Consider the following 21,443-nt stretch of genomic DNA (forward strand, 5'->3'; position numbering starts at 1 on the left):
CAGGTCATCGGAGGCGCTCCACGGCGCCTCCGCATCCTGGGAAGGCCATTGTCCGGCCTGGCAACAGCGCGCTTTCCCGAGGCGGGCCTCAAGGCTGCGCATTTCAACAAGCCGTGGCTCGCTGCCCTGCTCGTTTCGCCTCAGTTGCTGATCCTGCTGTTTTTTTTCTTCATCCCTTCCTACAAAGCACTGTCGCTCGCCTTCGTACAGGTCGACCCATTCGGTGGCCTGCAGATCTTCGTCGGCCTGAAGAATTTTCAGACGCTGCTGGCAAGCCCTGAATATAGAAGCAGCGCCCTCTTTACGCTCTGGTTCACGCTGCTTCAGAACATTGCAACGCTTGGCCTTGCGGGGCTGTTTGCATTCGCCACGGATTTCGTCATCCGCGGCCGCGGCATCTACAAGAGCATCATCCTGATGCCTTATGCGATTGCGCCTGTCATATCCGGGGTGCTTTGGGCCTTTCTGTTCAATCCGGCTGTCGGTCCGATCGCACAGTTCCTGCATTCGCTGGGCATTGCCTGGGATCCGAACAGACGGCCGTTCGATGCGCAGCTTCTGGTGACGATTGCCTCCATCTGGAAGAACGTCTGCTACGACTACATCTTCCTGGTTGCCGCATTGCTTTCGGTTCCGGCCTCGCTGCTGGAAGCTGCCAAGCTTGATGGGGCAGGCCCCGTTCGGCGGTTCTTCACGATTTCCCTGCCGCTCGTCTCACCGACGGTGTTCTTCCTCGTCGTCATGAACTTCGTCTACGGCCTCTTCGAAACGTTTGGCATCATCGATGCCGTCACACGTGGCGGGCCTGCAGGCGCCACAAACAGCCTCGTCTACAAGGTCTATCAGGACGGCTTCGTGCAGCTCGATCTGGGGTCGTCGGCTGCCCAGTCGGTGATCTTGATGATCGTCGCGGTCCTTTTCACCGTCCTCCAGTTCCGTGCGCTTGAGCGCAAGGTCAATTATCAGGTGTAGCCATGGGTGAACGCAATCTCGGCCTTTCGATCTTCTGTCACGCCGTGCTGCTGGTTGGCGCAGCTTTCGTATGCTTGCCGCTCTACTTTGCCTTCGTGGCAGGTTCGCTCACGCTGGAAGAGGTGCAGCAGGCTCCGTTTCCGCTCGTGCCGGGCTCGCATTTTATCGAGAATGTCGCAATCGCCTGGAGGCAAGGCGATTTCTCGCAGCTTTTCCTCAACTCGATCATCGTGACGGGCGGGATCGTCATCGGCAAGCTCGCCATTTCGCTCATTGCGGCTTTCGCCGTGACCTATTTTCGCTTCCCGTTCCGCATGACCGCATTCTGGCTGATTTTCGTTTCCTTGATGCTGCCCGTGGAAGTCCGCATTATCCCCACTTACGAGGCCGTCGCCGACGCTGCAGGCCCGATCCGCTGGCTTTCGGGCATCACCGGATTTGCAGGCCTTTTGGAAAACCTGACGGGCTACAGCATAGAAACATCCCTGAAGTGGAACATGGTGAACACATATGGCGGTCTGATCCTGCCGCTGATTGCCTCCGCCTCGGCGACATTTCTCTTCCGCCAGTTCTTCCTGACCGTGCCTGAGGAGCTGTGCGAGGCGGCGAAACTCGATGGCGCCGGCCCCCTTAAATTCTTCAAGGATGTGCTGCTGCCGCTGTCCACCGCCAATATCGCGGCACTTGCAATCATCCTCTTTCTCTATGGCTGGAACCAGTATCTCTGGCCGTTGCTCTTTACCACCGACAAGACGATGGCCACCGCAATTCTGGGACTTAAGGAGCTGGTTCCGGTGTCGGATTCCGTGCCTGCGTGGAATATTGCCATGAGCGCTGCTCTTTTCGTCATGTTGCCTCCGGCAGTCATCATTCTTTTCATGCAACGCTGGTTCACCAAGGGGCTGGTCGATTCCGGCAAGTAAGCCTTTGCCGAGACAATAAGGACAATTTCGATATGGTTTACATCATCGGCCATCGCGGTGGCCGCAACCTCTGGCCCGAAAACAGCCTTTCTGGCTTCCGCAAACTGGCTGAAATGCCAGTCGAAGGGGTCGAATTCGACGTGCATTTGACCCGTTCGGGCGAGCTGCTCGTCATTCACGACGCAACGCTTGATCGCACGACCGATCACTGCGGACCGGTCTTCGACCTTGCTCCAGGCGCGCACCGAAGCGTCAGGCTGAAAGACAGCGATGAAGAGGCGATACCGACGCTTGAAGAGGTTCTCGAGATATTCAAGGGCAGCGCCCTTGAGCTGCATATCGAGCTGAAGGCAGATGCGAAGGGGGATGCCTATCCGGGCCTTGAGAGGAGGGCTGCAAACCTCGTCGATGGTCTCAAGCTTGCCGACCGTTCTTTCCTGACGAGCTTTCACGTCAGCGTTCTTCAAACTGTCCGTGAGGTTGCGCCGCATATCCGGACGCTATCGTCATTTGACCGCGCAGCCGCCGAGCGACTTGGGCTGAGGGCCGGCCTTAAGAAAATGGAGGAGCTCGCCGACATCATTGCCGTCGAAAAGTCTCTGCTTGCGACGCATTGGGAGGAAATTGCGTCCTTCATTCCCTTTGACCGGCTCGGCGCATGGGTGCCAAATCACAGTGCCGACCTTGCCTATTGGCTGGCCAAACCCGTCCGGCAGATTACGACCGACAGGCCGGATCTTGCCCTAAGCATACGGGGTTCGTGAACCGTGTCCTTATCTGCAACAGACCACACGCGCGCCTCCAATCACTCCAACCCCGATCCACTTCAAAACATTGACCTGGTCATTTTCGACTGCGACGGGGTGCTCATCGACAGTGAGCCGATCGCAAGCCGCACACTTGCGGAAGCCCTGCAGGAGGCGGGCGTGGCAATCACCCCTTCCGAAGCCCACGAAAAATTCACGGGCAATTCCGAAGCGGTGATCCGCGACATGTGCGTCCGCGACTACGGCTTGGGGGACGTTGCAAACGTCTTCCAAGCCTGGCATCGGCGGCTTTATGCTGAATTCGCACGGTCCTTGACGCCAATGGCTGGCATCGGCGACATCGTCGCCAGCCTAACGCGGCCGAAATGTGTTGCGTCGAACAGTACAATGCACCGGCTTCGCGCGAGCCTCGGCAGGCTCGATCTCTGGCAGTGCTTCCACCCGGGGGTCTTCAGCGCCGAGGCCGTGGCGCGGCCAAAGCCTGCCCCGGACCTTTTATTGCATTGCGCCGACAAATTCGCGGCAAGACCGGCACGCTGCGTCATGGTCGACGACAGCCCGCACGGCGTTGCGGCAGCCGTCTCCGCCGGCATGATCGCCATAGGCTTCGTTGATCCTGCCGACCCGAGGCCGGCAAGGAAGGCATTGCTTGCCTCTTCGGGCGCCTTTGGCGTGGCAACCGGAGCCGGGGAATTAACGTCAATGCTGTTGGCTGCGAGCCAGTCGATCAAGGCCTAGGTCTCCATCCTTCCCGAGATGCGGGGGCCGACCTCTTGAAACTCCCGCCGTCGCTCTGACGGCGGCTTTGTGGCTCAGCGCACCGGTTCGTGGAACTGGAAGCAAACGCTCCAACGCTGCGAGCTTCAGCCTACCTTAACTGTACAGCAAGATGTCTGACCAGGGAGTCGCTACGTTTCGTTACACTTCGGATCGTTTTGAAAACATGACCGATACGTCAATCGGGCAAATGACACTTTCCCAAAACGACGTCGCCAGCGACGCAGCAAAGGAGTGTTTGGAAATGACGAAGATCGACAAGGTTCTTTACACTGGCAAGACCCGGACCACCGGCGGCCGCGAGGGGGCGTCTCGCAGTGACGATGGTCAGTTGGACATAAAGCTCTCGCCTCCCGGCAGCAATCGGGACGGCACCAATCCCGAGCAGCTCTTTGCCGCCGGATGGTCGGCCTGCTTCATCGGCGCAATCGGCATTGCCGCGGGCAAGCAAAAGGTGAAGCTGCCTCAGGATCTTTCCGTTGATGCCGAGGTTGATCTTGGAATCAGCGACGGCGCCTATTTTCTGCAGGCCCGCCTTAACGTTCGCCTGCCGGGTATCGAGCCGGCATTGGCAACGGCCCTCGTCGAGGAAGCGCATCAGACATGCCCGTATTCCAAGGCGACGCGCGACAACATCCATGTGGAACTGCAGATCGTCGAGTAATGCAAACGGCCGCCGCAGCCCAAAGGGTCTGCGGCGGCCTGTAAAGTCCCAACGCGAACGGAAGAAGACATGGGTCCCCATGTCTGCGGAGGACGAATGAGACTGCTGATCATCTCTATTCTGAGCGGGGCAATCTTCGCAACGCCCTGTCTTTACGATTTCGCCTCGCAGGAACCCTCGCCGCTGGATGGCCTGCGCACGGCGGCGTCTGCGCTCGCCGCTGAAGCGCCCCGGCAGTTGCACTAGAAACCGCTTGCCCGTCAGCATTGGGGATCCGGATACGCGAACGAGGCTCGACGCGTCGAAGTCGCGCCGGCGGCTTTGATCGCGATAGCGCAAGAGCTCGGCCATTCGCGAGCAATTTCAGGACGTCAGGCACCTTTCCGAAGATGGTGGTGCCGGCGGCAGGATCAGTTCCTTTGCATCATCTCGCTGATGATTTTCGAGAGGCTGTAAAGGCGCTGCTCGATCATTGTCGGAACCTCGCAGACATAAGAAAGCGACTGGACACGCTCTTCGAAGATGCGCGTCTCCCATGTCAGTTGCGCCGTCTGCCTGGCAAGCTCGGTCTGGTCGGCATCAGATGCCGTGCGCATCTTGTCGACCTCTGCGGCCTTTTTTCTGAGATCGGCGGCAAGCTGCCTTTGACTTTCGGCATAGCGCGAAATGCCGGAGATGATCAGGCCGCGCTCTATGTTAATCTTGTCGAACACGCCCATGAAAAGCTGCTCCAGTTTTTCATGGGCCTGATCCTTGGGCAGCGATGCGATGTAATCCGAAATTTGCTTGCGGGCATCATCGATCGGATTGCTGCGCTTGACGAGTTCGGCGGCGAGGTCGGACAATCGAGGGTCCTTGTCCCATTGCTTGGCCGTTTCGGGAAGCTCGCCGGCATTCCACACCTGGCCGATCGAAAGTTCAGGCACCTTGCGTTGAACGCAAGGCCAGTCGGGATCGGTGTTTGCTGCGGAGTGTGCCACCGGTGCCGCCGACAGCGCGGCAAGGATTGCGATCACGAAAAAACGTCGGCTCACTGGCTTGCTCCCATCTCCTGCTTGCGGACGGTCAGGCCACGTGCGGGATTATAGGCCAGGATGGCTCCCCCCAACAGGGCAAGCGTGACGACCAGAACGACGGCAAGCGATGTCCATTCGATGCGCGCGTAAAAGGCGAAGCGGATGAGTTCGACCGCATAGGTGAACGGGTTGAGGAGGCATATCTTGTAGAGCAGGGGGCTTGCTTCTTGAACCCGCCAGAGCGGGTAAAGGGCCGAGGAAGCGAAATACATGGGAAAGATCACGAAATTCATGATCCCTGCAAAATTCTCCAATTGCTTGACGAGCGATGACAAGAGCATCCCTAACGCTCCAAGCATCAGCCCTGAGAAAAACAGCGCAGGCAGGATCATGAAATAGCCGGCGATCGGCGCCTTGACGTCCCAAAACCAGGCAATCGCCAGGAATGCATAGACCTGGAGAAGCGAAACGGCAACGCCGGCCAAAAGCTTGGATACGAGAAGGTACCAGCGCGGAAATGGACTGACGAGGAGGATACGCATATTGCCCATCTCCCGGTCATAGACCATCGACAGGGAGGACTGCATGCCGCTGAAGAGGAGGATCATCCCGCACAATCCAGGCGTGATGTAGACCTCGTAGAGAACATAGGTCTCATACGGCGGTATGATCGAAACGCCCAGCACCTGCCGGAAACCGGCGGCGAATATGAAGAGCCAGAGCAGGGGTCGCACCAGCGAGGAGACGAAGCGTTCCTTCTGCGAGAGGTAGCGCAGCCATTCGCGCAACAGAATACCCTTCAGGCAGACGAGGTACTGGATCGGTGTGAAGCCTTTCGATTTTGCGGCGGTCGCACCGCCCAACGTTCCGGTCGCGCCGGTCATGGCTTTCCTCCCCGGATATTCATGTCTGTGATACCGGTAAGCTTCGAGAATGCCTGATTGATGGTCTCCGTGCCGGTGTGGGAAAGAATGGTCGAAACCTGGCCATCGGCGACGAGCTTTCCCTGGTCCAGGACCAGGATCTGATCCGCCTGGCCAACCTCGTCGATCAGGTGGGTTGCCCACAGCACGCTGATGCCGGCGCTCTCCACGAGAGCACGAATATCCTTCAAAATGGTCGCACGCGACTTGATGTCGAGCCCGACCGTCGCTTCGTCGAGCAGCAGCAGGGAGGGCCGGTGCAGCAGGGCTCGGACGATCTCGACACGCCTGATCTGTCCACCGGACAGACCGCGGACCTTTTCCTCGATGCGCTCGGTCATGTCGATGGATTGAAGAAGCTCGTCGATGCGTTGCTGAGCCACACGCGATCCGATGCCGTGCAAGGAGGCGTGATAGAGGAGATTTTGTCGGACACTCAAATCGAGATCGAGGGTACGGGCCTGAAACACGATGCCGAGGTGTCTGAGTGCGGGGCCGGGATTGCGATCTATGTCCTGGCCAAAAACGCGAATGCGGCCCGCAGGCGGCGAAAAAAGATGACTGACGAGTGAAAAGAGCGTCGTCTTGCCGGCACCGTTAAGCCCCAGAAGAACGGTGAAGCACGAGGGTTCTATGGAAAACGACACATTGTCGAGCGCCTTTCGCTGCCCATAGCTATAGCTGACGGAGGCAAGTTCGAGTGCGGCGACCGCAGCACTCTCTTGCCTGTTGGAGGTCTCGTCCAAGCGGGATTCAAGCTTCATTGGTTATGCCTTTCACAAGCGGCGTTGCCGCAGGCGAGCAAGACGCCCGGGATGCCTACTTGATGATGATCTTGCCTGTCATGCCCTTGTCGGCAAGGTCGGGAACCGACCACGTGTACTCTCCCGGCCGCACTGTCGAAAACTGCACGTTGATCGTTCCTTCTGAATCGAATTCGAGCCATGCCGGGGCTCCATTCATGTGAACCTCGAGATCGTTGATGACGATCTGGTTCATCCACACATTGCGAAACAGATCGGTCACGAACTTGTATTCAAGGCCGGCCGCCGACGTGATCTTCCACCGGTAGCCCTGTCCTGAAACGAGTTCGAAGTCCTTCCGGTTCACTGCATAGCTGTTGTCCTTCGATCCGAGGATCAATTCCGGCACGTTTTGGCTTGCGCGCGTAACCTTGGGCGCGGGATCGCCGTCGTCATCACCGGACTGGGCAAGGGCCGGTTGTTGCGTAGAAAGAGCGCCAATAAGAATTGCAAAAGCAATGACTGCGAGTTTCATGTTGTCCTCCTTTTGGAAATCGCAACGCCTATCAGTTGGGGGCTACGGTCACTCCCCACGGCATGGCGCCGACGGTGACGGATTTGACCGGCTCGTCGCTCGCCGTGTCGATGAAGGTGATATCGTTGGAAAGACCGTTCGTGCTGATCAGGTGCTGGCCGTCGGGCGTGAACGCCAACTGCCAGACGCGCTGACCGACAAGGATATATTTCTCGACCTCATAGGTTTGCGTGTCTACGACCGCCACGCGGTTGGCCGGGCCGAGGGCGACATAGGCTTTCTTGCCGTCCGCCGAAATCCGCACGCCAACGGGCTGAATCGCCTCCGAGCGCAAACCCTGGATCTCAAACGTGATCTTTTTGACGATTTGTCTGGAGGCATTGTCTATGACGGAGACGGTTCCGCCGATCTCCGAAGAGACCCAGACCTGTGAACCGTCCGGCTTGAATTCGGCAAAGCGCGGGCGCGAGTCGACGAGCACGTTGGCGACGATCTCATGGGTCGAGGTATCGATGAAATGCGCCATGTTCGTCGTTTCGGAGGTGTTCACCATCGTCTTTCCGTCGGGGCTGACGCCCATGCCTTCTGGCTCCACGCCGACCGGTATCTCGGTGATCACGGATTTCTTGTCGACGTCGATGACGGTGACCAGATTGTCGTCCTCATTTGCGACGTAGAGCGTCTTGCCGTCAGGCGAGAGCACGAAGAGCTCCGGATCCGGACCGGAAGGCAGTGTCCCGATGATCTGATGCGTTGACGTATCGATGATCTCGACGGTGTCGTCGTCGCTCGCGCAGACATAAAGGAGCTTTCCGTCATGGGAAATCGTAATGCCGCGCGGTCTTTGCCCGACATTGATTGTCTGGCTAACTTCCATCGTCTTGGAGTCGACGACGGTGACGGTGTTGTCCTTCTCGTTCGAAACATAAACGGTGTTGGCCAGAGACGGCCCCGCATACAAGACGGCGGCGATCATTCCCGCAAGCAGGTAAACATGTCTGCGCATTCTCTCCTCCCATTACGTATTCAGTTCAATTTGCAGGCTGTCTCCGGTTGGTCGATCCCCAATGTGTCGAGTTCGGAAAACTGGTGAAGAAAACCCTCCTGCGGCGAGGTGGAGATCACACCGCGCCCATCGCCGAGGAGAATTGGCTGGCGGAGCTGCCAGTTCCAGCGACGGAAGCTCACCTTCTGTCCCTTGAAGGCCGCCAGTGAGAAGTTCTGGTCTTTAATGAAGGCTTCGATCTCAGCAGCATCGTTGCCGTTGGTCCGCGTCGCGGCCTCGCCGAGGATGCGGGCTGCCGTCCATGCCTGCATGTCCTTGCCGAGCATGCGCCGTCCGGTCGCCTTCACGAAGCGGTTCTGGATCTGAGAGCCGCCCCATTGTTCGCTGGCCGGATGCCAGGACGAGGCAATGAGGCCCGCCGTGCCGGCGACGGGCCGCGGATCCCAGGTCCGGAAAGGAACATAGCTTCCAAAGACCTCGCTCTCGTCGGCAACAATAACGACATCATGGTCGGGCAGGCCCTGGGTGAAGACCGGCATCTGTCGCTGCACCTGAACAACGCCGCTGTCGGTTCTGCGGGCCGTGCCCGTATCCTTGTAGAGCCGCTCCTCGACGATCGTCGCGCCGAAACGCTTGGCAGAGCGCCGGATCGCATCCGCAAAAAGCTGGTCCGGTTGGTGGGAACCGTAAAGCAGTACCCATTTGCGCCACTGCTTCCAGATCAGATACTGCGCCAGGCCATCGGCAAGCATGGTGCGCGTCGGAGCGGTATGGAAGACGTTGGAGCGGCATTCCTGCTCGCGCAAAATGTCATCCGTCGAGCCGACATTGAAAAGAAGCACACCGTTCTCCTTGGCGAGATCGGCAATGGAGAGCAGCTGCTTGGCCGATATGTCGGTCAGCACATATTTCTCGCCGCGCGCCAGCATCTGCCTGAAAACCGGGACGACATCCTCCTCCCGTTTCGTCTCTACCACGTCCAGGCTGTACGACTGGCCGAGAAATCTGCCGGTCGTGTTGTTGTCGTTGATGGCGATGTTGGCTCCGGCAACGCCTTCATCGCGTGGGGGGACATCCAGGACCGACAGCGCAAGTTGCGGCTCATAGGCGCGCAGATATCCTATGCGGATTTCCGTTGCAGGCTCGGCGGCGGGATTTTGCTGCGCCATCAGAGGCGGCGCATTGACGAGCAGCGAAAAACAAGCGAATAAAAAGATAAGAGTATTCGGCACCATACTCTTCATGGTCATACCACGCTCCGCGCCGGCTTCAACGAAGGCGGACGCGTTGTCTCGATAAGGTGCCCACTATGTTTGTAGTCCAATCCCCGATAAACTCAATACTTGCACTCAACTTTTCCCGCCACGGTTGGGAAAAATGCGGCGCCTGCGGAGACATGCCATGACATTGATGTTGGCCAGTGTTCAAAATCGCAAGGAGGCGGAGATTGTCCTGCAGGCAGGTGCCGACATTATCGATCTCAAGGACCCTTTGCGCGGCGCGCTCGGGGCGGCAGACATCCCGCAAATCATCGACGTTGTCGATTTCGTGTCCGGCAGACGGCCCGTCAGTGCCGCCTGCGGCGAACTTGGCGGCGATCTGCAGGCCCTTAGGGCAAGGGTCGAGGAGGTGGCCGCGACAGGCGTCGATTTCATCAAGATCGGGTTTCTACCGTCGTCCGGCATCGGGGCGGATGCACAAGCCTTGGCCGATATTGCTGGCCGCAAGAGGCTGATCGCCGTTATTTTTGCCGACCATCGATACGAGGAGAACGTCATGACATCGTTTGCAAAAGCAGGCTTTTACGGCGTCATGCTGGATACGGATGACAAATCGAAGGGACGGTTGCTGGATCACATTCCTCCAGATCGAATTTCGGATTTTGTGGCGCAGGGACACCGGCACGGATTGATGACGGGCCTTGCCGGCTCACTGGAAGCACCCGACATCCCACGCTTGCTGCCGGGCAAGCCGGATTTTCTGGGTTTCCGGGGATCGCTGTGCGAGGGCCTGTCCAGGAACGCCGATCTGGACGCTGAGGCCACGGCAAAGATCCGTGCTCTCATCCCCGGGGAGCGGCCAGCTGAAAAAACGCCGAGCGTTGACCTCGAACTGCTGGCGGCACGGGGATATTTCCCCGATCCGGCTGAGGACAATCTCGGCACCGACCAGATCTTCGTGCGGGATTTCGTCCTGCCGGTCGACATCGGCGCTTACAGCTTTGAACATGGCAAAAAGCAGAAGGTCAGGTTCGATGTGACAGCGGATGTCCTTCGTCTCACCCGCGATCCGAAGGACATGCATCATATCGTTTCTTATGACCTCATCATGGACGGCATCCGCGCGATTATCAGCCGTGGTCATGTCGATCTGGTTGAAACACTTGCCGAGCAGGCCGCAACGTTCATCCTTGAGAACCCGCGTGTGGCCCGTGTCGTCGTGCGCGTAGAAAAACTGGAACTGGGTCCGGGCGGGGTCGGCGTGCAGATCGAGCGCAAGAGGGAAAGCGCCCGATTGTCAAAGCCGCTTCGCGTCGTCGCGGCAAAGCCTGATGGAGGAAGGAAAGTGGTATGAAGCCGCTGGTCGTCAAGCTTGGAGGAAGCACGGCCGGCCGCATCGAGATGGACCAATGGATTGCAGTGCTGGCATCGGCGCGCCTGCCATTGGTGATCGTTCCCGGCGGCGGACCGTTTGCCGACCAGGTGCGCGTTTCGCAAAATAACATGCACTTCTCAAATGCCGCGGCACATGAGATGGCCATTCTCGCGATGGATCAGTTCGGCATCGTGATCGCCGAGCGGCATCTGCGTTTTCAACCGGCCCGGTCGCTGCGCGAGCTCGACGCAATTCTTGGCGAAGACGGGATACCGGTATGGCTGCCGTCCCAGATGACCCGCAACGCCGACATCGCACAGTCGTGGGATGTGACGTCGGATGCCCTTGCGGCCTGGCTGTGCAGGCAGATCGGAAGCCGCCACTTGCTGTTGTGCAAGCAGGTCGATCCGGAATCCCTTCCGAACGATCTGGAAGCGCTCGTTGACAATGGCGTCGTCGATGCCATGCTGCCACAACTGCTCGCGAAGGAGACAGTCTTGTACGTTGCCGGACCATCGTCGCTGCGTTCGCAGCTGCTGGCGCTGCCCATGACCTGCATACCCGGGCGCCGCGTGGGGCTGCCCGACAACGCCCGCAAAGAGACGTGCCCATGACGCGGCTTCGAACGCCGCGATGGGCCTGGGTGCTGACCGGGTCAGGCCATTTCTTCGTCGAATGTTTCGAATTGATCCGCTCACTCGACCATTGCGACGTCTTCGTGACGAAGGCCGCAGACGAAGTTCTCAGGATGTATGGGCTGAAGCTCGATTTTTCGGACACGACACGCGTGCTTCACGACAAGACGGCAAGCGCAGTCCCTGTCGGCGAATTCTATCACGGCGTCTATCATAGCGTCGTGATTGCGCCTGCCACGTCGAATACCGTTGCCAAATGCGTGGCGGGAATCTCCGACACCATCGCCACGAATGTCTACGCACAAGCCGGCAAATGCCGCCTTCCATCAATCGTCTTTGCTTGCGACACCGCGCCCGAGCTGGAGACAATGGCCCCCCACGGAATGGTGAAGGTCTATCCGCGGCCAATCGATCTTGAGAACACCGCCCGTCTTAAGACCTTTGAACGCACGCAGGTCGTGGAATCCTTTGCTGATCTGGAGCTGGCGGTGGCGCGGCGGAAAGGAGAGATCGACGGTCGTGACTGAGCATCTCGTCTTCCTGACCGGGCACCTGGCAAAGGCCAGGCTTGAAAACATTCTCACCGGACTGGGAACAACCCCCTTCACCTACGAGATCATCGACATCGGTGTGAAGGTTGCCGCCCTGATGACGGAAGAAATCGTCAGCCGTCGCTTGCCTCGGCCGTTGAAGGCGGACCGAGTTGTCTTGCCCGGTCGGTTCAGAGGCCATCTGGAACGGTTAAGCGACGAATTCGGCATGCCTTTCGTGCGCGGACCTGACGAGGTGGCGGATCTGCCCGTCTATCTTGGCCGGGCGGGAAAGCCGCCGGATCTGTCGCGCCACGAGATGCGCATCTTCGCCGAAATCGTCGACGCATCGACCCTGTCGCTGGAGGCGCTGCTAAAAAGAGCCCGAGCGCTCGCAAACGGCGGCGCTGATGTGATCGACCTGGGCTGTCTTCCAGATACGCCCTTTGTCCATCTGGAAAAAGCCATCGGGCGGATCAAGGCCGAGGGGCTTTGCGTCAGCGTGGACTCAGCAAACGCCGATGAACTGGAACGCGCGGCCCGCTCCGGCGCCGATTATCTTCTGAGCCTCAACGAAAAGACCATCGAAATTGCTGCGCGCCACAAGGTCAAACCGGTTCTCATTCCAGCCGTGCCGGGCGACCTCTTCTCTCTCGGCCGTGCCATCGAGGCGGCGCAGAACGCCGGGATATCCTTCATCGCTGATCCGGTCCTCGACCCAATCCATTTCGGCTTCGCCGCCTCGCTTGGGCGCTTCATCGAGGCTCGCCGCCGCTGGCCGGACGTCGAGATGATGATGGGCACCGGCAACCTGACCGAACTGACCGACGCCGACACGTCGGGAATAACAGCCATCCTCGCGGGCCTTTGCTCGGAGCTTTCCATCAAAAACGTGCTGGTCGTCAACGTCAGTCCGCATACCGTGCGCACGGTGGAAGAACATGACCGGGCGCGACGAATCATGTATGCCGCCAAGCACGATCATGCGCTGCCGCGCGGCTACGACGCAGCCCTCCTGCAAGTACACGACCGCGCGCCCTTTGCGAGCTCCATTGCCGATATCGAGGCGCTTGCGCAAGACGTGCGCGACGCCAATTTTCGCATCATGACTGCTCCTGACGGCATCCATATCTTCAGCAAGGCCGGCCACTGGAAGAGCGACAACGCCTTCGACCTCTTTCCTGTGCTCAATGTCGAACAGGATGGCCCGCATGCCTTTTATCTGGGCGCGGAATTGATGAAGGCGGAGATCGCCTGGAAGCTCGGCAAACGCTATTCGCAGGACGAGCCGCTGACCTTCGGCGTGGCGAGCGCCGGCGCAGGCGAGGACCGCACGAAGCTTGCCGGGGCCGGGCATACGCTGCGCGCAAAAAAGGACGGCCCATGAGCTTCATTCGCGAAACGATCGTAACGACGGTGAATGCCGAGGGCCGGGTGCATATCGCGCCCCTCGGCATCATCGCTCAGGATGACGGATGGGTCATTGCGCCGTTCCGCCCCTCCACAACCCTCGAAAATCTGACCGCCGTGCCGTTTGCCGTTGCCAATTATACGGACGACATGCGGATTTTCGCGGGCTGTCTCACCGGACGGCGGGAATGGCCGTTGGTTGCGGTGCAAGATTGCCCTGTCCCGCGTCTGGAGGCAGCGCTCAGTCATTCCGTTTTGCAGGTCGTTTCGGTCACGCAGGACGAGATCCGCCCCCGCTATTTCTGCCGGATCGTAGCTGAGGCCACGCATGCCCCGTTCACAGGCATGAACCGGGCCAAGGCGGCCGTCCTCGAGCTTGCGATCCTGGTGAGCAGACTGCATATGCTGCCCAAGCAAAAGGTCGATTGCGAGATTGCATATCTGTCGATTGCCATCGAGAAGACGGCCGGTGCTGACGAGCGGCAGGCCTGGGATTGGCTGATGGAGCGCGTGAAGGCCCATTCGGCCGGAGGATGACGGGATCCCTCCGGCATTTCGTCCGCAGGGCGTTTTACGATTTCGACCACAGTAGCGCGACGGCAGCGGCCGGCGCGGCCTTGCTTGCCTGATCGCGAATTTCGTTCGATGCTGCTGGAATGAGCGTGCCGAAGTCGATGTAGGGTCGCTCCAGGCGTTTGGCGAGCTGCATGATCTGCGGGCGACCGATCCCCGCGCCCACCACCGGTGCGACCGGACTGAGTGTGGCATTGCCGCAAACCCTGAACGCACCGTCGTGGATCATGCGCAATTGATGCTCGCTGAACCAGCGGGCGACATCGATCCATTCGCCTTCGCTAAGATCGGTGCCGTCACGTCCGACCATGCGGGCGATACGGCCGATCGATCCATCGCGCGATTTGGCTCTTCGGTCGGCGGCGGGGTATTGGTCGTCGGCCTCGTCCAATGTTGCGAGAATGCGCCCGAGATCGGCGGTATTGGCAAAATACTCATTCATCAGCGGCGTCATCGTGCCGCGCACCGGAACTCTTTCGGCAATTCCGATCAGCGCCGAGCGCGTAAAACCCGTGTAGACGAGTTCGCCGGTCAACAGACGCTCCGCATCGGAATAGCCAGCGTTGCAGAGCCGTCCGTTCTCAAACGCGAGGATGTCGGTGGTCGTCGAACCCATGTCGACGAAGAGACCTTCTCCTTTGATCCTGGCGCTCAACGCAGCCGTGGCGTGCCAATTGGCCGAGGCGATATCGGGGCCGAGATCGTAGGCGTCTGAAAGATTGACGAAGCCGGCACGGCCACCATACACCTGCAGGTCGTCGCCGAATTCCGCTTTGACGAAATCCAGGATATGGCGAACACCGGCGTCTCGTGACGGGAAGCCATCCGACAGCTCTCCCGTCATCGTGAAGACATGGATGGGATTGCCTTGAAAAAGCGGACGGAACTGATCCAGCGCATCGCGCACCTGATCGAGCCCGAGCCACATCGGCGCCTTGACGGTCCTGGCATGGGTAATTTGACCATTGTCGGTCCGCGCCATCTTCAAATGCGCGCCACCGATGTCCCAGCCGATAACTGTTTGCTTTTCTTCTGCTACCATTGCGGCTTTCATGTGAGTAATCGTTTCTGCCGAGGTTTGACCATTGCTTATCATTCCCGTTCTCGACGTCAAAGACGGCCAGGTGGTACGCGCGCAGATGGGCATGCGCGATACCTATAGACCCATCGAGACGCCGCTCAGCGAGACACCGGCGATCATGAGTGTCGCCGACGGCTTGCGCCGAATCCATCCGTTTTCGATCTTTTATGTGGCCGACCTCGATGCCATCGAGAGCGGATCGGGCCATTTTTCTGCCGCTGCGCCTCTATCTCTCTTGCAGCCGAGGCCGCAGGTCTGGCTCGATGCAGGGTTTCGAAGCGCAACGGACGTCGGGCAGGCGCTTGCCGACGCGCAGATCTTTGCCGTCCTGGGTTCCGAAAGCCAGGCCGGTACCGACGTTCTCAGCGCGTTCGGTGCGCATCCGAGACTGATCCTTTCCCTCGACTTTCACGGTGATGCCTTCCTCGGGCCGCCCGCCATCATGTCAACGCCCGACCTGTGGCCGAGACGGGTGATCGTGATGACACTCGACAAGGTGGGTGCGCGCTGCGGACCCGACTTCGATCGCTTGCGATCAATCAAGGACATCGCCGGAAACCGCGACATCATCGCTGCAGGCGGGATCCGCAACGTCAATGACCTGGAACGGCTGAGCGACATGGGCATTGCTGGTGCACTGGTCGCAACATCGCTGCATAGCGGCGAACTTACCGGAGCCGACGTCGCCGCCTTTTATGGGAGCTAGGGGAGTTTAAGAGAAGAGGCGCTTTGCCTCTTCTCTCAACCTGAAGTCGAAGCATTGCCATTCAACCACTGCTTGAAGATGGCGTACCGCTGAAGCCTAAGAGCTTCGACAACCGGCGCAACAGGCCGCCTGTTTTTCCGGCGGGCTCGCCCTGTGCGGGGTTGTTTCGTGTCTAGGCGCTGAAAGGATGCTTGACGGTGTCGCGCTGAGCAGTTGCCTCTGCCGCGGTCGGCTTGCCGGTGACGGCGCGCTCAATCGCTTCCTTCGTTGCCCGGTAGTTATAATCTTGGATCTTGGCGTCGTCTTCTGCTTCCCAGTGGATGAAGACGCCAACGCAGATGAAGATGTCATCGGCTTCGTCGGCGGGAATGATGCCTTCGGCTACGCTGTCTTGAACTGCCTTTGCCACCGCATGCTGTGCCGGGCCGAACATCTGCACGGCTTGCTTGGCACCCTTGATCGTAACCTTGTTGAACAATATCGTATTCGGCTTGCAGGCCAGGTTCGGGGCGATGACCGCCAGAAGTGACGTAAACCCGTCCTTGTTGTTCGTGAGCGCATTGCAAAATGCCGTTTCCACGGCGCTTCCACGCGGTCCGATCAGAAGATCGATATGCGCGACCTCATTTCCCTCGCCAACGAGTGACTCACCAACCATTACCTTGCTAATCTTTGCCACGGCCAATTCCTCCCTTGGTACCGTATGGTCAAAAAGTTTCGTCCAAAGAAGCCGTACCACGAGACACGACGCTCGATGGACAGCTATCCTTGTTCGCAGCACCCTTGACTGGGTCGGTTGGCCAGATAGCAGCGAGTAAGATTTATTCGCCGGCCAAATTCAAACATCTAAGCTGCGATTATGCAAGTCGAACTTCATGTTGCAGACAAAAAGCGTCGCAACCGTGAGATCGGCGGAGGTCCCGGGGTTGATATCCCTGTCCTTCAGCCGTCTGTCGAAGTCCAGCAGTATCTCTTCGCGGCTAGGCAAGCGCTTCTCATCCATCACCAGACGGCGTATTGCGTCTGCCTCTTTTGCAATTTCGGCAGAGAGATCGGTCCCGTGTTTGCGTCCGATATGACTGTCGGGAAACGAGGAGAGGAAGTAAAGATAGACGAAGATTGTCGGCCACATGTCCTCTTCGCCGCGGTCGGCCGCTTCTCTCCATGCCGACAGGCCACCGTTGAAGATGTCTTCAAAGCCGTTCGTATACTGTCGGGCGATCATGTCGCGGTCGGCGGCCATGGCCATGGCTTTGACGAGAGACACGGTCGGCTCGTCTCTGACGTCATGTTCTTCGGCACTGCCGAGCCCTCCCGGGTTGGTGAGGCGGATTGCGGCGAAGACGTCGCGGGCATCGCCCGCATCCATCTCATCCAATGTCTGCGCGAGGTCCTTGCGGAAATCCCAAGACGTGCTCTCGGCCGCCTTGGCAAGCGGCGCGCAAAGCAGGAGGATGCCGAGATTGGTGTTCGTTCCCACGCTTTCGCGGGTGGTGGTTACGGCACGAAGAACACGCTGACCGACCGATGCAAGCGGTTCGGTGACCGATAGCGAGCTGACGGCCGCACTTTGGAGGAATTGATCCGCCGTCATCCGATGGCCGTCTGCGAAGCGGTGCACGTTGCCCGGCTTCAAGGCATCGATCTCGGCGCGGCAGGCGTCGAGGTAGGCTGCCATGATCTCTTGGCGCGTCAACGTCATGCTGCGGGCCTTTCCTTGACGTCCGGAGTGAGAAGCGCGACCATTGCCTGAGCGATGCAATCGGCGACGCGGACGGGGACAACGGATTGCAGGCCGGTCCAGGCCGGCATGCTGTTGACTTCCAGTACGAGAAGATTGCCTTCGCATCCCTGTACGATATCGATGCCCGCAAAGTCGGTTCCAACAGCGGCGGCAGCGGCAAGCGCAAGTTCGGCAAGCTTCGGGCGCAGCGGCCCGACGACCGGCTCGGCTTTCGCGCCGCGGGCGATATTGGTGATCCAGCCGTCGGCGCAACGACCCATCATGCCGAGAATTTCACCATTGCTGACGAATACCCGGTAATCCCGATAGGGCGGTCCGGCACGCAGTACAAGGCGCTGCAGGTAATAGACATTGTCCACCTCGTCCGGGTCAGGCAGATCATCGATCGAACGAATGAGCCTTATTCCGCGTCCCTGCGATCCAAAGAGCGGTTTCAGCACCAGGAGGCCATGCGGCACCTCGCGCTTAACGACTGTCCTGGCATTGGCGGGACCTTCCACTGCGAAGGTTTCCGGTGTTGGCACTCCGGCAGCCGCAAGAAGAAACGTCGTCGTCGATTTGTCGACGCAACGCTCGATTGCTTTGGCGGAGTTCCAGACCGGCACGCCAAGCTGGGTCAGCGCGTGCAAGATGCCGAGACGGCGTGTGATCGCTTCGAAGCTGCCGCCGGAGATGGAGCGGACGATCACACCGGCCGGAAGGGCTCCATCAAGCATCGGGATGGCAATGCCTGACGGATGCCGGGTATCGAACGCGATATCGGCAAGCGGGCAGAAGATCGTCTCCGCGCCGAGTTTTGCGAAGGCGCGACGCAACTGTCTCACCTGGCGGTCTGGTTTGTCGGAAAGAATGAGAATTTTGTCTGAAATCACCGTCTGATCAACCAAGGGATTGCTCCAGCATCTCTTTGTTCCATTCACCGGCGCGGAAGGTGTCGCCTGTCTCGACAGCCGTAACGATCACTTCGGCCGGGCTGAAGAGATGCGGATCAATCGCGTAGAAGTCGCCGTTGAATTTCTTGAAGATTTCCGCAAAAGGCTGCCCGTAGTCGCGCGACCTGCAGCTCGGCAGCTCTTCGGCGAGCGCGCGCGCGTCTGACGCGCTGCCCAGAACGAACAGCTGCACCAATCCGCCATAGATGATGGCATCGTTCGTCCGCCCCATGGCCTGCAGGAAGTCCGGATGAGGCGCTGGAACCGGCGCGCATCCCGTTCCGTCGACAATCGCGTCCAACGGAAAATTGAGGCTGTGGGCCTTGTGAAGAGCGACCTCCAGTGAGCGCCCGATAATCTGAACCGAGCCTGCAAGACTTTGCGTCGGCGCGTAGATGAAGGTCAAAGCGTCAGGGCCCAATCCTGTCGCCTTTGATACCTTCTCGACAACGGCTGGCGGCGGGGCCTTGTCCGTTTCAAGAAGAAGAACTGACGTCGAAGCATCGGTTTCGCTATAGGCAATTTCCTCAAAAAGCGGCTCCACGCGCGCCAAGAGGCGCGCAGGGCCTGAGCCCATGGCGAAATATTTCTCGTGCGAAAGCCGCCAACCCGCATACTGGCTGCCGAGGCAGGCAAGAACCGGTTGGGAGGAATGGACGGTAACGCTCAACGGCCACTTTTCGTTATGACGATCGAGCACCATCGAGACCGTTCCCAGGCCACCCATGCAGATTTCCGCCATCCGCAGTCCCACTTCGAGGCCGCCGGGGCTTGCCGCGCCGGCGTCGATGAGATGTTCCCCAAGAGAGCCGCGGCCATATGCGACGCCAAATCTTTCGTCCTCGGCAATGATCTGATCGATGATCCGTTGCGCATTCCTGTTGAGATGAGCCATTCCGTTCTTCATTGGAATTCCTCCTTCCAATGCTGCGCTACTTGGTTGACACGGCGTTTGACAGCGCGCTCTGCTGCGCAGGCGGATCGGGCATGCGCCAAGACAGTGCAAACCGGATCGCCGGGGTTGAGCGCCGAACCCGGCCTTTGATGGTCGGCCGTCAGATGTGGCCATTTGACATCGGGAAAACAGGAGATGGAACGAGACGTGTAGGCAATCGCCGCAGCCGCAGCCCCGCGATAGACTGGCACGTCGAACCTTTCCCCGCGCACGGCGCGCAAATGCTCAATGAGCAGGGGCGCGTCGTCGGCGTCGAAGATATCCAGCGTTGCGCCAGGCCGTGGGTTGATTTCGATGAGATGAAGCCCCTCCGGCCCATCTATGAAATCGGCGCTGCAAAGACCCACCAGGCTGCAATGGCGCGTCAGCTTGTCGAGCCAGCAACCGATTTGCATTTTCTTTTGCCGGTCAAATCGCATGAGACGGACGGCGCCGCCATAACGAAATGGTGACGTTGGCGAAGGCGAAGACCATTGCCGGCTGACGCCGATGATGCGGGCGGCACCGTTTTGGGCCAGGAAAAGAGCCGAGATGCTGCGGCCGGACATGCGCTGCTGATAATAGTAGCCTGGTTCGGCAGGCATCGTTGCGACCGGTCTGACATGCGACCCGCCGGCGCCACCGCCAAGCTTTGTGAGCCAGCCCTCCGGTTTTTCAGGTGATGAGAACTGGATCGCCGGATGCGGGATGCCCAGGCTTCGGCAAAGTTGGGACAGGTTGGCGGGGTCCTTGATCGCCCGCACGGTATCGGCGCTGTTGCCGGCAAGCGGAAACACTCGAGCGAGTGCGTCGATGACGTCGGGCTGACGTTCGAAGCCGGAGCCGTAGACCAATGCGGCCGGATCCTCGTCGTCCATAAGGCGCGACAATATGCCGATGATTTTTTCGCGGTCTATTCCCTCGCTTATACTGCCCGACAGGCGCGCGGTCCTCTCCGAAAGGGCGACCGTATCGCAATCGCAGAACAGATCGGCCACCAACGGCCGGTAGCCGGCACGGCGCGCTGCTGCGGCAAGTGACCGGCCGGAAATGGCCGCGATCAGAATCGCAGGACTATTTTTCGATGCTGCGGGCAAGGGTAAAAGCATCCTGAAAATCATAAAATACCGGTTTTTCAGCGCCGATCATCTGTTTGAACAGCCCCGATTGGGTCTTGTACTTGACATTGCCGATCGAAAGCGGACCGATGCCGACTGCGGCGGATTGCCCGAGCGTGTCGGCTTTGGCATGGACGGCCAGGCCCTCGATGCCTGCCGGCGGCACGGCGTTGACATCTGCCGCAACAAGCAGATTTACCGCCTGGCGCAGTTGTTCGGCAGAGATCACCTGGACGCCAGCCTTGGCCGCCGCCAGCACCACTTCGGCCTGGCGCAACAATTCCGTCTTTTTCCCTTCCGTCGAACCGTCCGCCGCTGTCACAGCGACGCCGAAACGGGCCTTGATGGCCTCAGCGATGGCTTCGACACGGGCAATTCCGTCGTGACCGACCAGAGTGACGTCTGCGCCCTCCTTGGCCGAGATCACGGCGGTGCAGTAGCCGACGACGCCGGTCGCGCCGAAAATGCTCACTTTCGTTCCGGCCAGCTGACGATTGTGCAGTTTTGCAAGTGTTTTCTCGACTCTGGCGACCATCGCTGCGGCGGTGGTAAACGAGCCGGCAGGATCGGCGAAGACAGAAACCTCGAAAGGGGGCACCATTGCCTGCTTTGCGGCATCGATCATGTCGAGTGCCAGGATCGTATCACGCCCGGCAATAAAAATGCCGGTGGCAACGCCTGCATCCGGCGGACGTGAGAAGACCGCATCCTGGACAAGGCCGGCTATGTCGGCGAGCGCCACGTCCGTGTAAGGGACGACATGGTCATAGCCCGCATCGAGGGCCATATTGACGTCGAACGGGCTCATCTGCCTCAATGGCGTAAGCATATGGAGAATGGTTTTCCGGCTCATTTGGCT

Annotated in this window: 25 protein-coding genes; 12 read left to right on the forward strand and 13 right to left on the reverse strand. The window is 59.3% G+C overall.

Annotation, left to right across the window (positions count from 1 at the left end):
- Window positions 1–6: 6 nt before the first annotated feature.
- From BLP23_RS24785 to BLP23_RS33850, 6 genes are all read left to right on the forward strand, one after another.
- Window positions 7–972 carry an ABC transporter permease subunit gene (locus BLP23_RS24785; protein WP_233426812.1) on the forward strand — a complete coding sequence of 322 codons (966 nt, stop codon included), beginning with the start codon at window positions 7–9 and terminating at the stop codon, window positions 970–972.
- Between the two features lie 2 nt (window positions 973–974).
- The gene (locus BLP23_RS24790) at window positions 975–1,895 is read left to right on the forward strand and encodes an ABC transporter permease subunit (RefSeq protein ID WP_092587398.1); all 921 of its coding nucleotides are present in this window, start codon (window positions 975–977) and stop codon (window positions 1,893–1,895) included.
- A gap of 32 nt (window positions 1,896–1,927) precedes the next feature.
- Complete coding sequence (locus BLP23_RS24795) at window positions 1,928–2,659, forward strand: glycerophosphodiester phosphodiesterase family protein (protein ID WP_092587399.1); 732 nt, start codon at window positions 1,928–1,930, stop codon at window positions 2,657–2,659.
- 3 nt (window positions 2,660–2,662) lie between these two features.
- Window positions 2,663–3,400, forward strand: a complete 738-nt coding sequence (locus tag BLP23_RS24800; RefSeq protein WP_092587400.1) for an HAD family hydrolase — start codon at window positions 2,663–2,665, stop codon at window positions 3,398–3,400.
- 283 nt (window positions 3,401–3,683) lie between these two features.
- Window positions 3,684–4,103, forward strand: coding sequence for an organic hydroperoxide resistance protein (locus BLP23_RS24805; protein ID WP_092587562.1), 420 nt, complete (start codon window positions 3,684–3,686; stop codon window positions 4,101–4,103).
- 96 nt (window positions 4,104–4,199) lie between these two features.
- Window positions 4,200–4,349 (forward strand): hypothetical protein, encoded by a 150-nt coding sequence (locus tag BLP23_RS33850; RefSeq protein WP_167363971.1) that lies wholly within the window; start codon window positions 4,200–4,202, stop codon window positions 4,347–4,349.
- Window positions 4,350–4,513: 164 nt separating this feature from the next.
- On the opposite strand, the gene BLP23_RS24810 is transcribed toward BLP23_RS33850, so the two are convergent.
- Genes BLP23_RS24810 through BLP23_RS24835 form a run of 6 tightly spaced genes read right to left on the reverse strand, consistent with a single transcriptional unit; the run spans window position 4,514 to window position 9,495 of the window.
- Window positions 4,514–5,137, reverse strand: a complete 624-nt coding sequence (locus tag BLP23_RS24810) for a hypothetical protein (RefSeq protein ID WP_092587401.1) — start codon at window positions 5,135–5,137, stop codon at window positions 4,514–4,516.
- Entirely contained in the window at window positions 5,134–6,003 is an 870-nt protein-coding gene (locus BLP23_RS24815; RefSeq protein ID WP_092587402.1) for an ABC transporter permease, read from the reverse strand. The genes BLP23_RS24810 and BLP23_RS24815 overlap by 4 nt, the downstream gene beginning before the upstream one ends.
- Complete coding sequence (locus tag BLP23_RS24820; RefSeq protein ID WP_092587403.1) at window positions 6,000–6,806, reverse strand: ABC transporter ATP-binding protein; 807 nt, start codon at window positions 6,804–6,806, stop codon at window positions 6,000–6,002. Before BLP23_RS24820 ends, BLP23_RS24815 begins: the two co-directional genes overlap by 4 nt.
- A gap of 55 nt (window positions 6,807–6,861) precedes the next feature.
- Window positions 6,862–7,320, reverse strand: coding sequence for a cupredoxin domain-containing protein (locus BLP23_RS24825; protein ID WP_092587404.1), 459 nt, complete (start codon window positions 7,318–7,320; stop codon window positions 6,862–6,864).
- 31 nt (window positions 7,321–7,351) lie between these two features.
- Complete coding sequence (locus BLP23_RS24830) at window positions 7,352–8,326, reverse strand: YVTN family beta-propeller repeat protein (RefSeq protein ID WP_092587405.1); 975 nt, start codon at window positions 8,324–8,326, stop codon at window positions 7,352–7,354.
- A 20-nt stretch (window positions 8,327–8,346) separates the two neighbouring features.
- Window positions 8,347–9,495, reverse strand: a complete 1,149-nt coding sequence (locus BLP23_RS24835) for an ABC transporter substrate-binding protein (protein WP_167363974.1) — start codon at window positions 9,493–9,495, stop codon at window positions 8,347–8,349.
- A 232-nt stretch (window positions 9,496–9,727) separates the two neighbouring features.
- Between BLP23_RS24835 and BLP23_RS24840 the strand changes: the two genes are divergently transcribed.
- Genes BLP23_RS24840 through BLP23_RS24860 form a run of 5 tightly spaced genes read left to right on the forward strand, consistent with a single transcriptional unit; the run spans window position 9,728 to window position 14,033 of the window.
- Entirely contained in the window at window positions 9,728–10,900 is a 1,173-nt protein-coding gene (locus BLP23_RS24840) for a (5-formylfuran-3-yl)methyl phosphate synthase (RefSeq protein ID WP_092587407.1), read from the forward strand.
- Window positions 10,897–11,535 carry an amino acid kinase family protein gene (locus BLP23_RS24845; protein WP_092587408.1) on the forward strand — a complete coding sequence of 213 codons (639 nt, stop codon included), beginning with the start codon at window positions 10,897–10,899 and terminating at the stop codon, window positions 11,533–11,535. Before BLP23_RS24840 ends, BLP23_RS24845 begins: the two co-directional genes overlap by 4 nt.
- Window positions 11,532–12,083: a flavoprotein gene (locus BLP23_RS24850; RefSeq protein ID WP_092587409.1), complete on the forward strand. Its 552-nt coding sequence runs from the start codon at window positions 11,532–11,534 to the stop codon at window positions 12,081–12,083. Before BLP23_RS24845 ends, BLP23_RS24850 begins: the two co-directional genes overlap by 4 nt.
- Window positions 12,076–13,473, forward strand: coding sequence for a DUF6513 domain-containing protein (locus BLP23_RS24855; protein ID WP_092587410.1), 1,398 nt, complete (start codon window positions 12,076–12,078; stop codon window positions 13,471–13,473). The genes BLP23_RS24850 and BLP23_RS24855 overlap by 8 nt, the downstream gene beginning before the upstream one ends.
- Window positions 13,470–14,033 carry a DUF447 domain-containing protein gene (locus BLP23_RS24860; RefSeq protein WP_092587411.1) on the forward strand — a complete coding sequence of 188 codons (564 nt, stop codon included), beginning with the start codon at window positions 13,470–13,472 and terminating at the stop codon, window positions 14,031–14,033. Before BLP23_RS24855 ends, BLP23_RS24860 begins: the two co-directional genes overlap by 4 nt.
- 34 nt (window positions 14,034–14,067) lie before the next feature.
- Here BLP23_RS24860 and BLP23_RS24865 read toward each other — a convergent pair whose 3' ends face one another.
- Window positions 14,068–15,111, reverse strand: a complete 1,044-nt coding sequence (locus BLP23_RS24865; RefSeq protein ID WP_092587412.1) for a hydantoinase/oxoprolinase family protein — start codon at window positions 15,109–15,111, stop codon at window positions 14,068–14,070.
- 43 nt (window positions 15,112–15,154) lie between these two features.
- Between BLP23_RS24865 and BLP23_RS24870 the strand changes: the two genes are divergently transcribed.
- Window positions 15,155–15,856: a HisA/HisF-related TIM barrel protein gene (locus tag BLP23_RS24870; RefSeq protein WP_092587413.1), complete on the forward strand. Its 702-nt coding sequence runs from the start codon at window positions 15,155–15,157 to the stop codon at window positions 15,854–15,856.
- Between the two features lie 172 nt (window positions 15,857–16,028).
- Here BLP23_RS24870 and fae read toward each other — a convergent pair whose 3' ends face one another.
- From fae to BLP23_RS24900, 6 genes are all read right to left on the reverse strand, one after another.
- Entirely contained in the window at window positions 16,029–16,535 is a 507-nt protein-coding gene (fae, locus tag BLP23_RS24875) for a formaldehyde-activating enzyme (protein ID WP_040116633.1), read from the reverse strand.
- Between the two features lie 159 nt (window positions 16,536–16,694).
- Window positions 16,695–17,558: a triphosphoribosyl-dephospho-CoA synthase gene (locus BLP23_RS24880; RefSeq protein WP_092587414.1), complete on the reverse strand. Its 864-nt coding sequence runs from the start codon at window positions 17,556–17,558 to the stop codon at window positions 16,695–16,697.
- On the reverse strand, window positions 17,555–18,487 hold the full coding sequence (locus tag BLP23_RS24885) for an ATP-grasp domain-containing protein (RefSeq protein WP_233426805.1): 933 nt from the start codon (window positions 18,485–18,487) through the stop codon (window positions 17,555–17,557). The genes BLP23_RS24880 and BLP23_RS24885 overlap by 4 nt, the downstream gene beginning before the upstream one ends.
- Window positions 18,480–19,439, reverse strand: coding sequence for a methenyltetrahydromethanopterin cyclohydrolase (mch, locus tag BLP23_RS24890; protein ID WP_092587415.1), 960 nt, complete (start codon window positions 19,437–19,439; stop codon window positions 18,480–18,482). Before mch ends, BLP23_RS24885 begins: the two co-directional genes overlap by 8 nt.
- Window positions 19,436–20,563 (reverse strand): ATP-grasp domain-containing protein, encoded by a 1,128-nt coding sequence (locus tag BLP23_RS24895; RefSeq protein ID WP_233426806.1) that lies wholly within the window; start codon window positions 20,561–20,563, stop codon window positions 19,436–19,438. The genes mch and BLP23_RS24895 overlap by 4 nt, the downstream gene beginning before the upstream one ends.
- Window positions 20,541–21,437: an NAD(P)-dependent methylenetetrahydromethanopterin dehydrogenase gene (locus tag BLP23_RS24900; protein WP_092587416.1), complete on the reverse strand. Its 897-nt coding sequence runs from the start codon at window positions 21,435–21,437 to the stop codon at window positions 20,541–20,543. The genes BLP23_RS24895 and BLP23_RS24900 overlap by 23 nt, the downstream gene beginning before the upstream one ends.
- Between the last annotated feature and the right edge of the window lie 6 nt (window positions 21,438–21,443).

Origin of the sequence: Rhizobium mongolense subsp. loessense (assembly GCF_900099775.1) — a bacterium.
Classification (GTDB): domain Bacteria; phylum Pseudomonadota; class Alphaproteobacteria; order Rhizobiales; family Rhizobiaceae; genus Rhizobium; species Rhizobium loessense.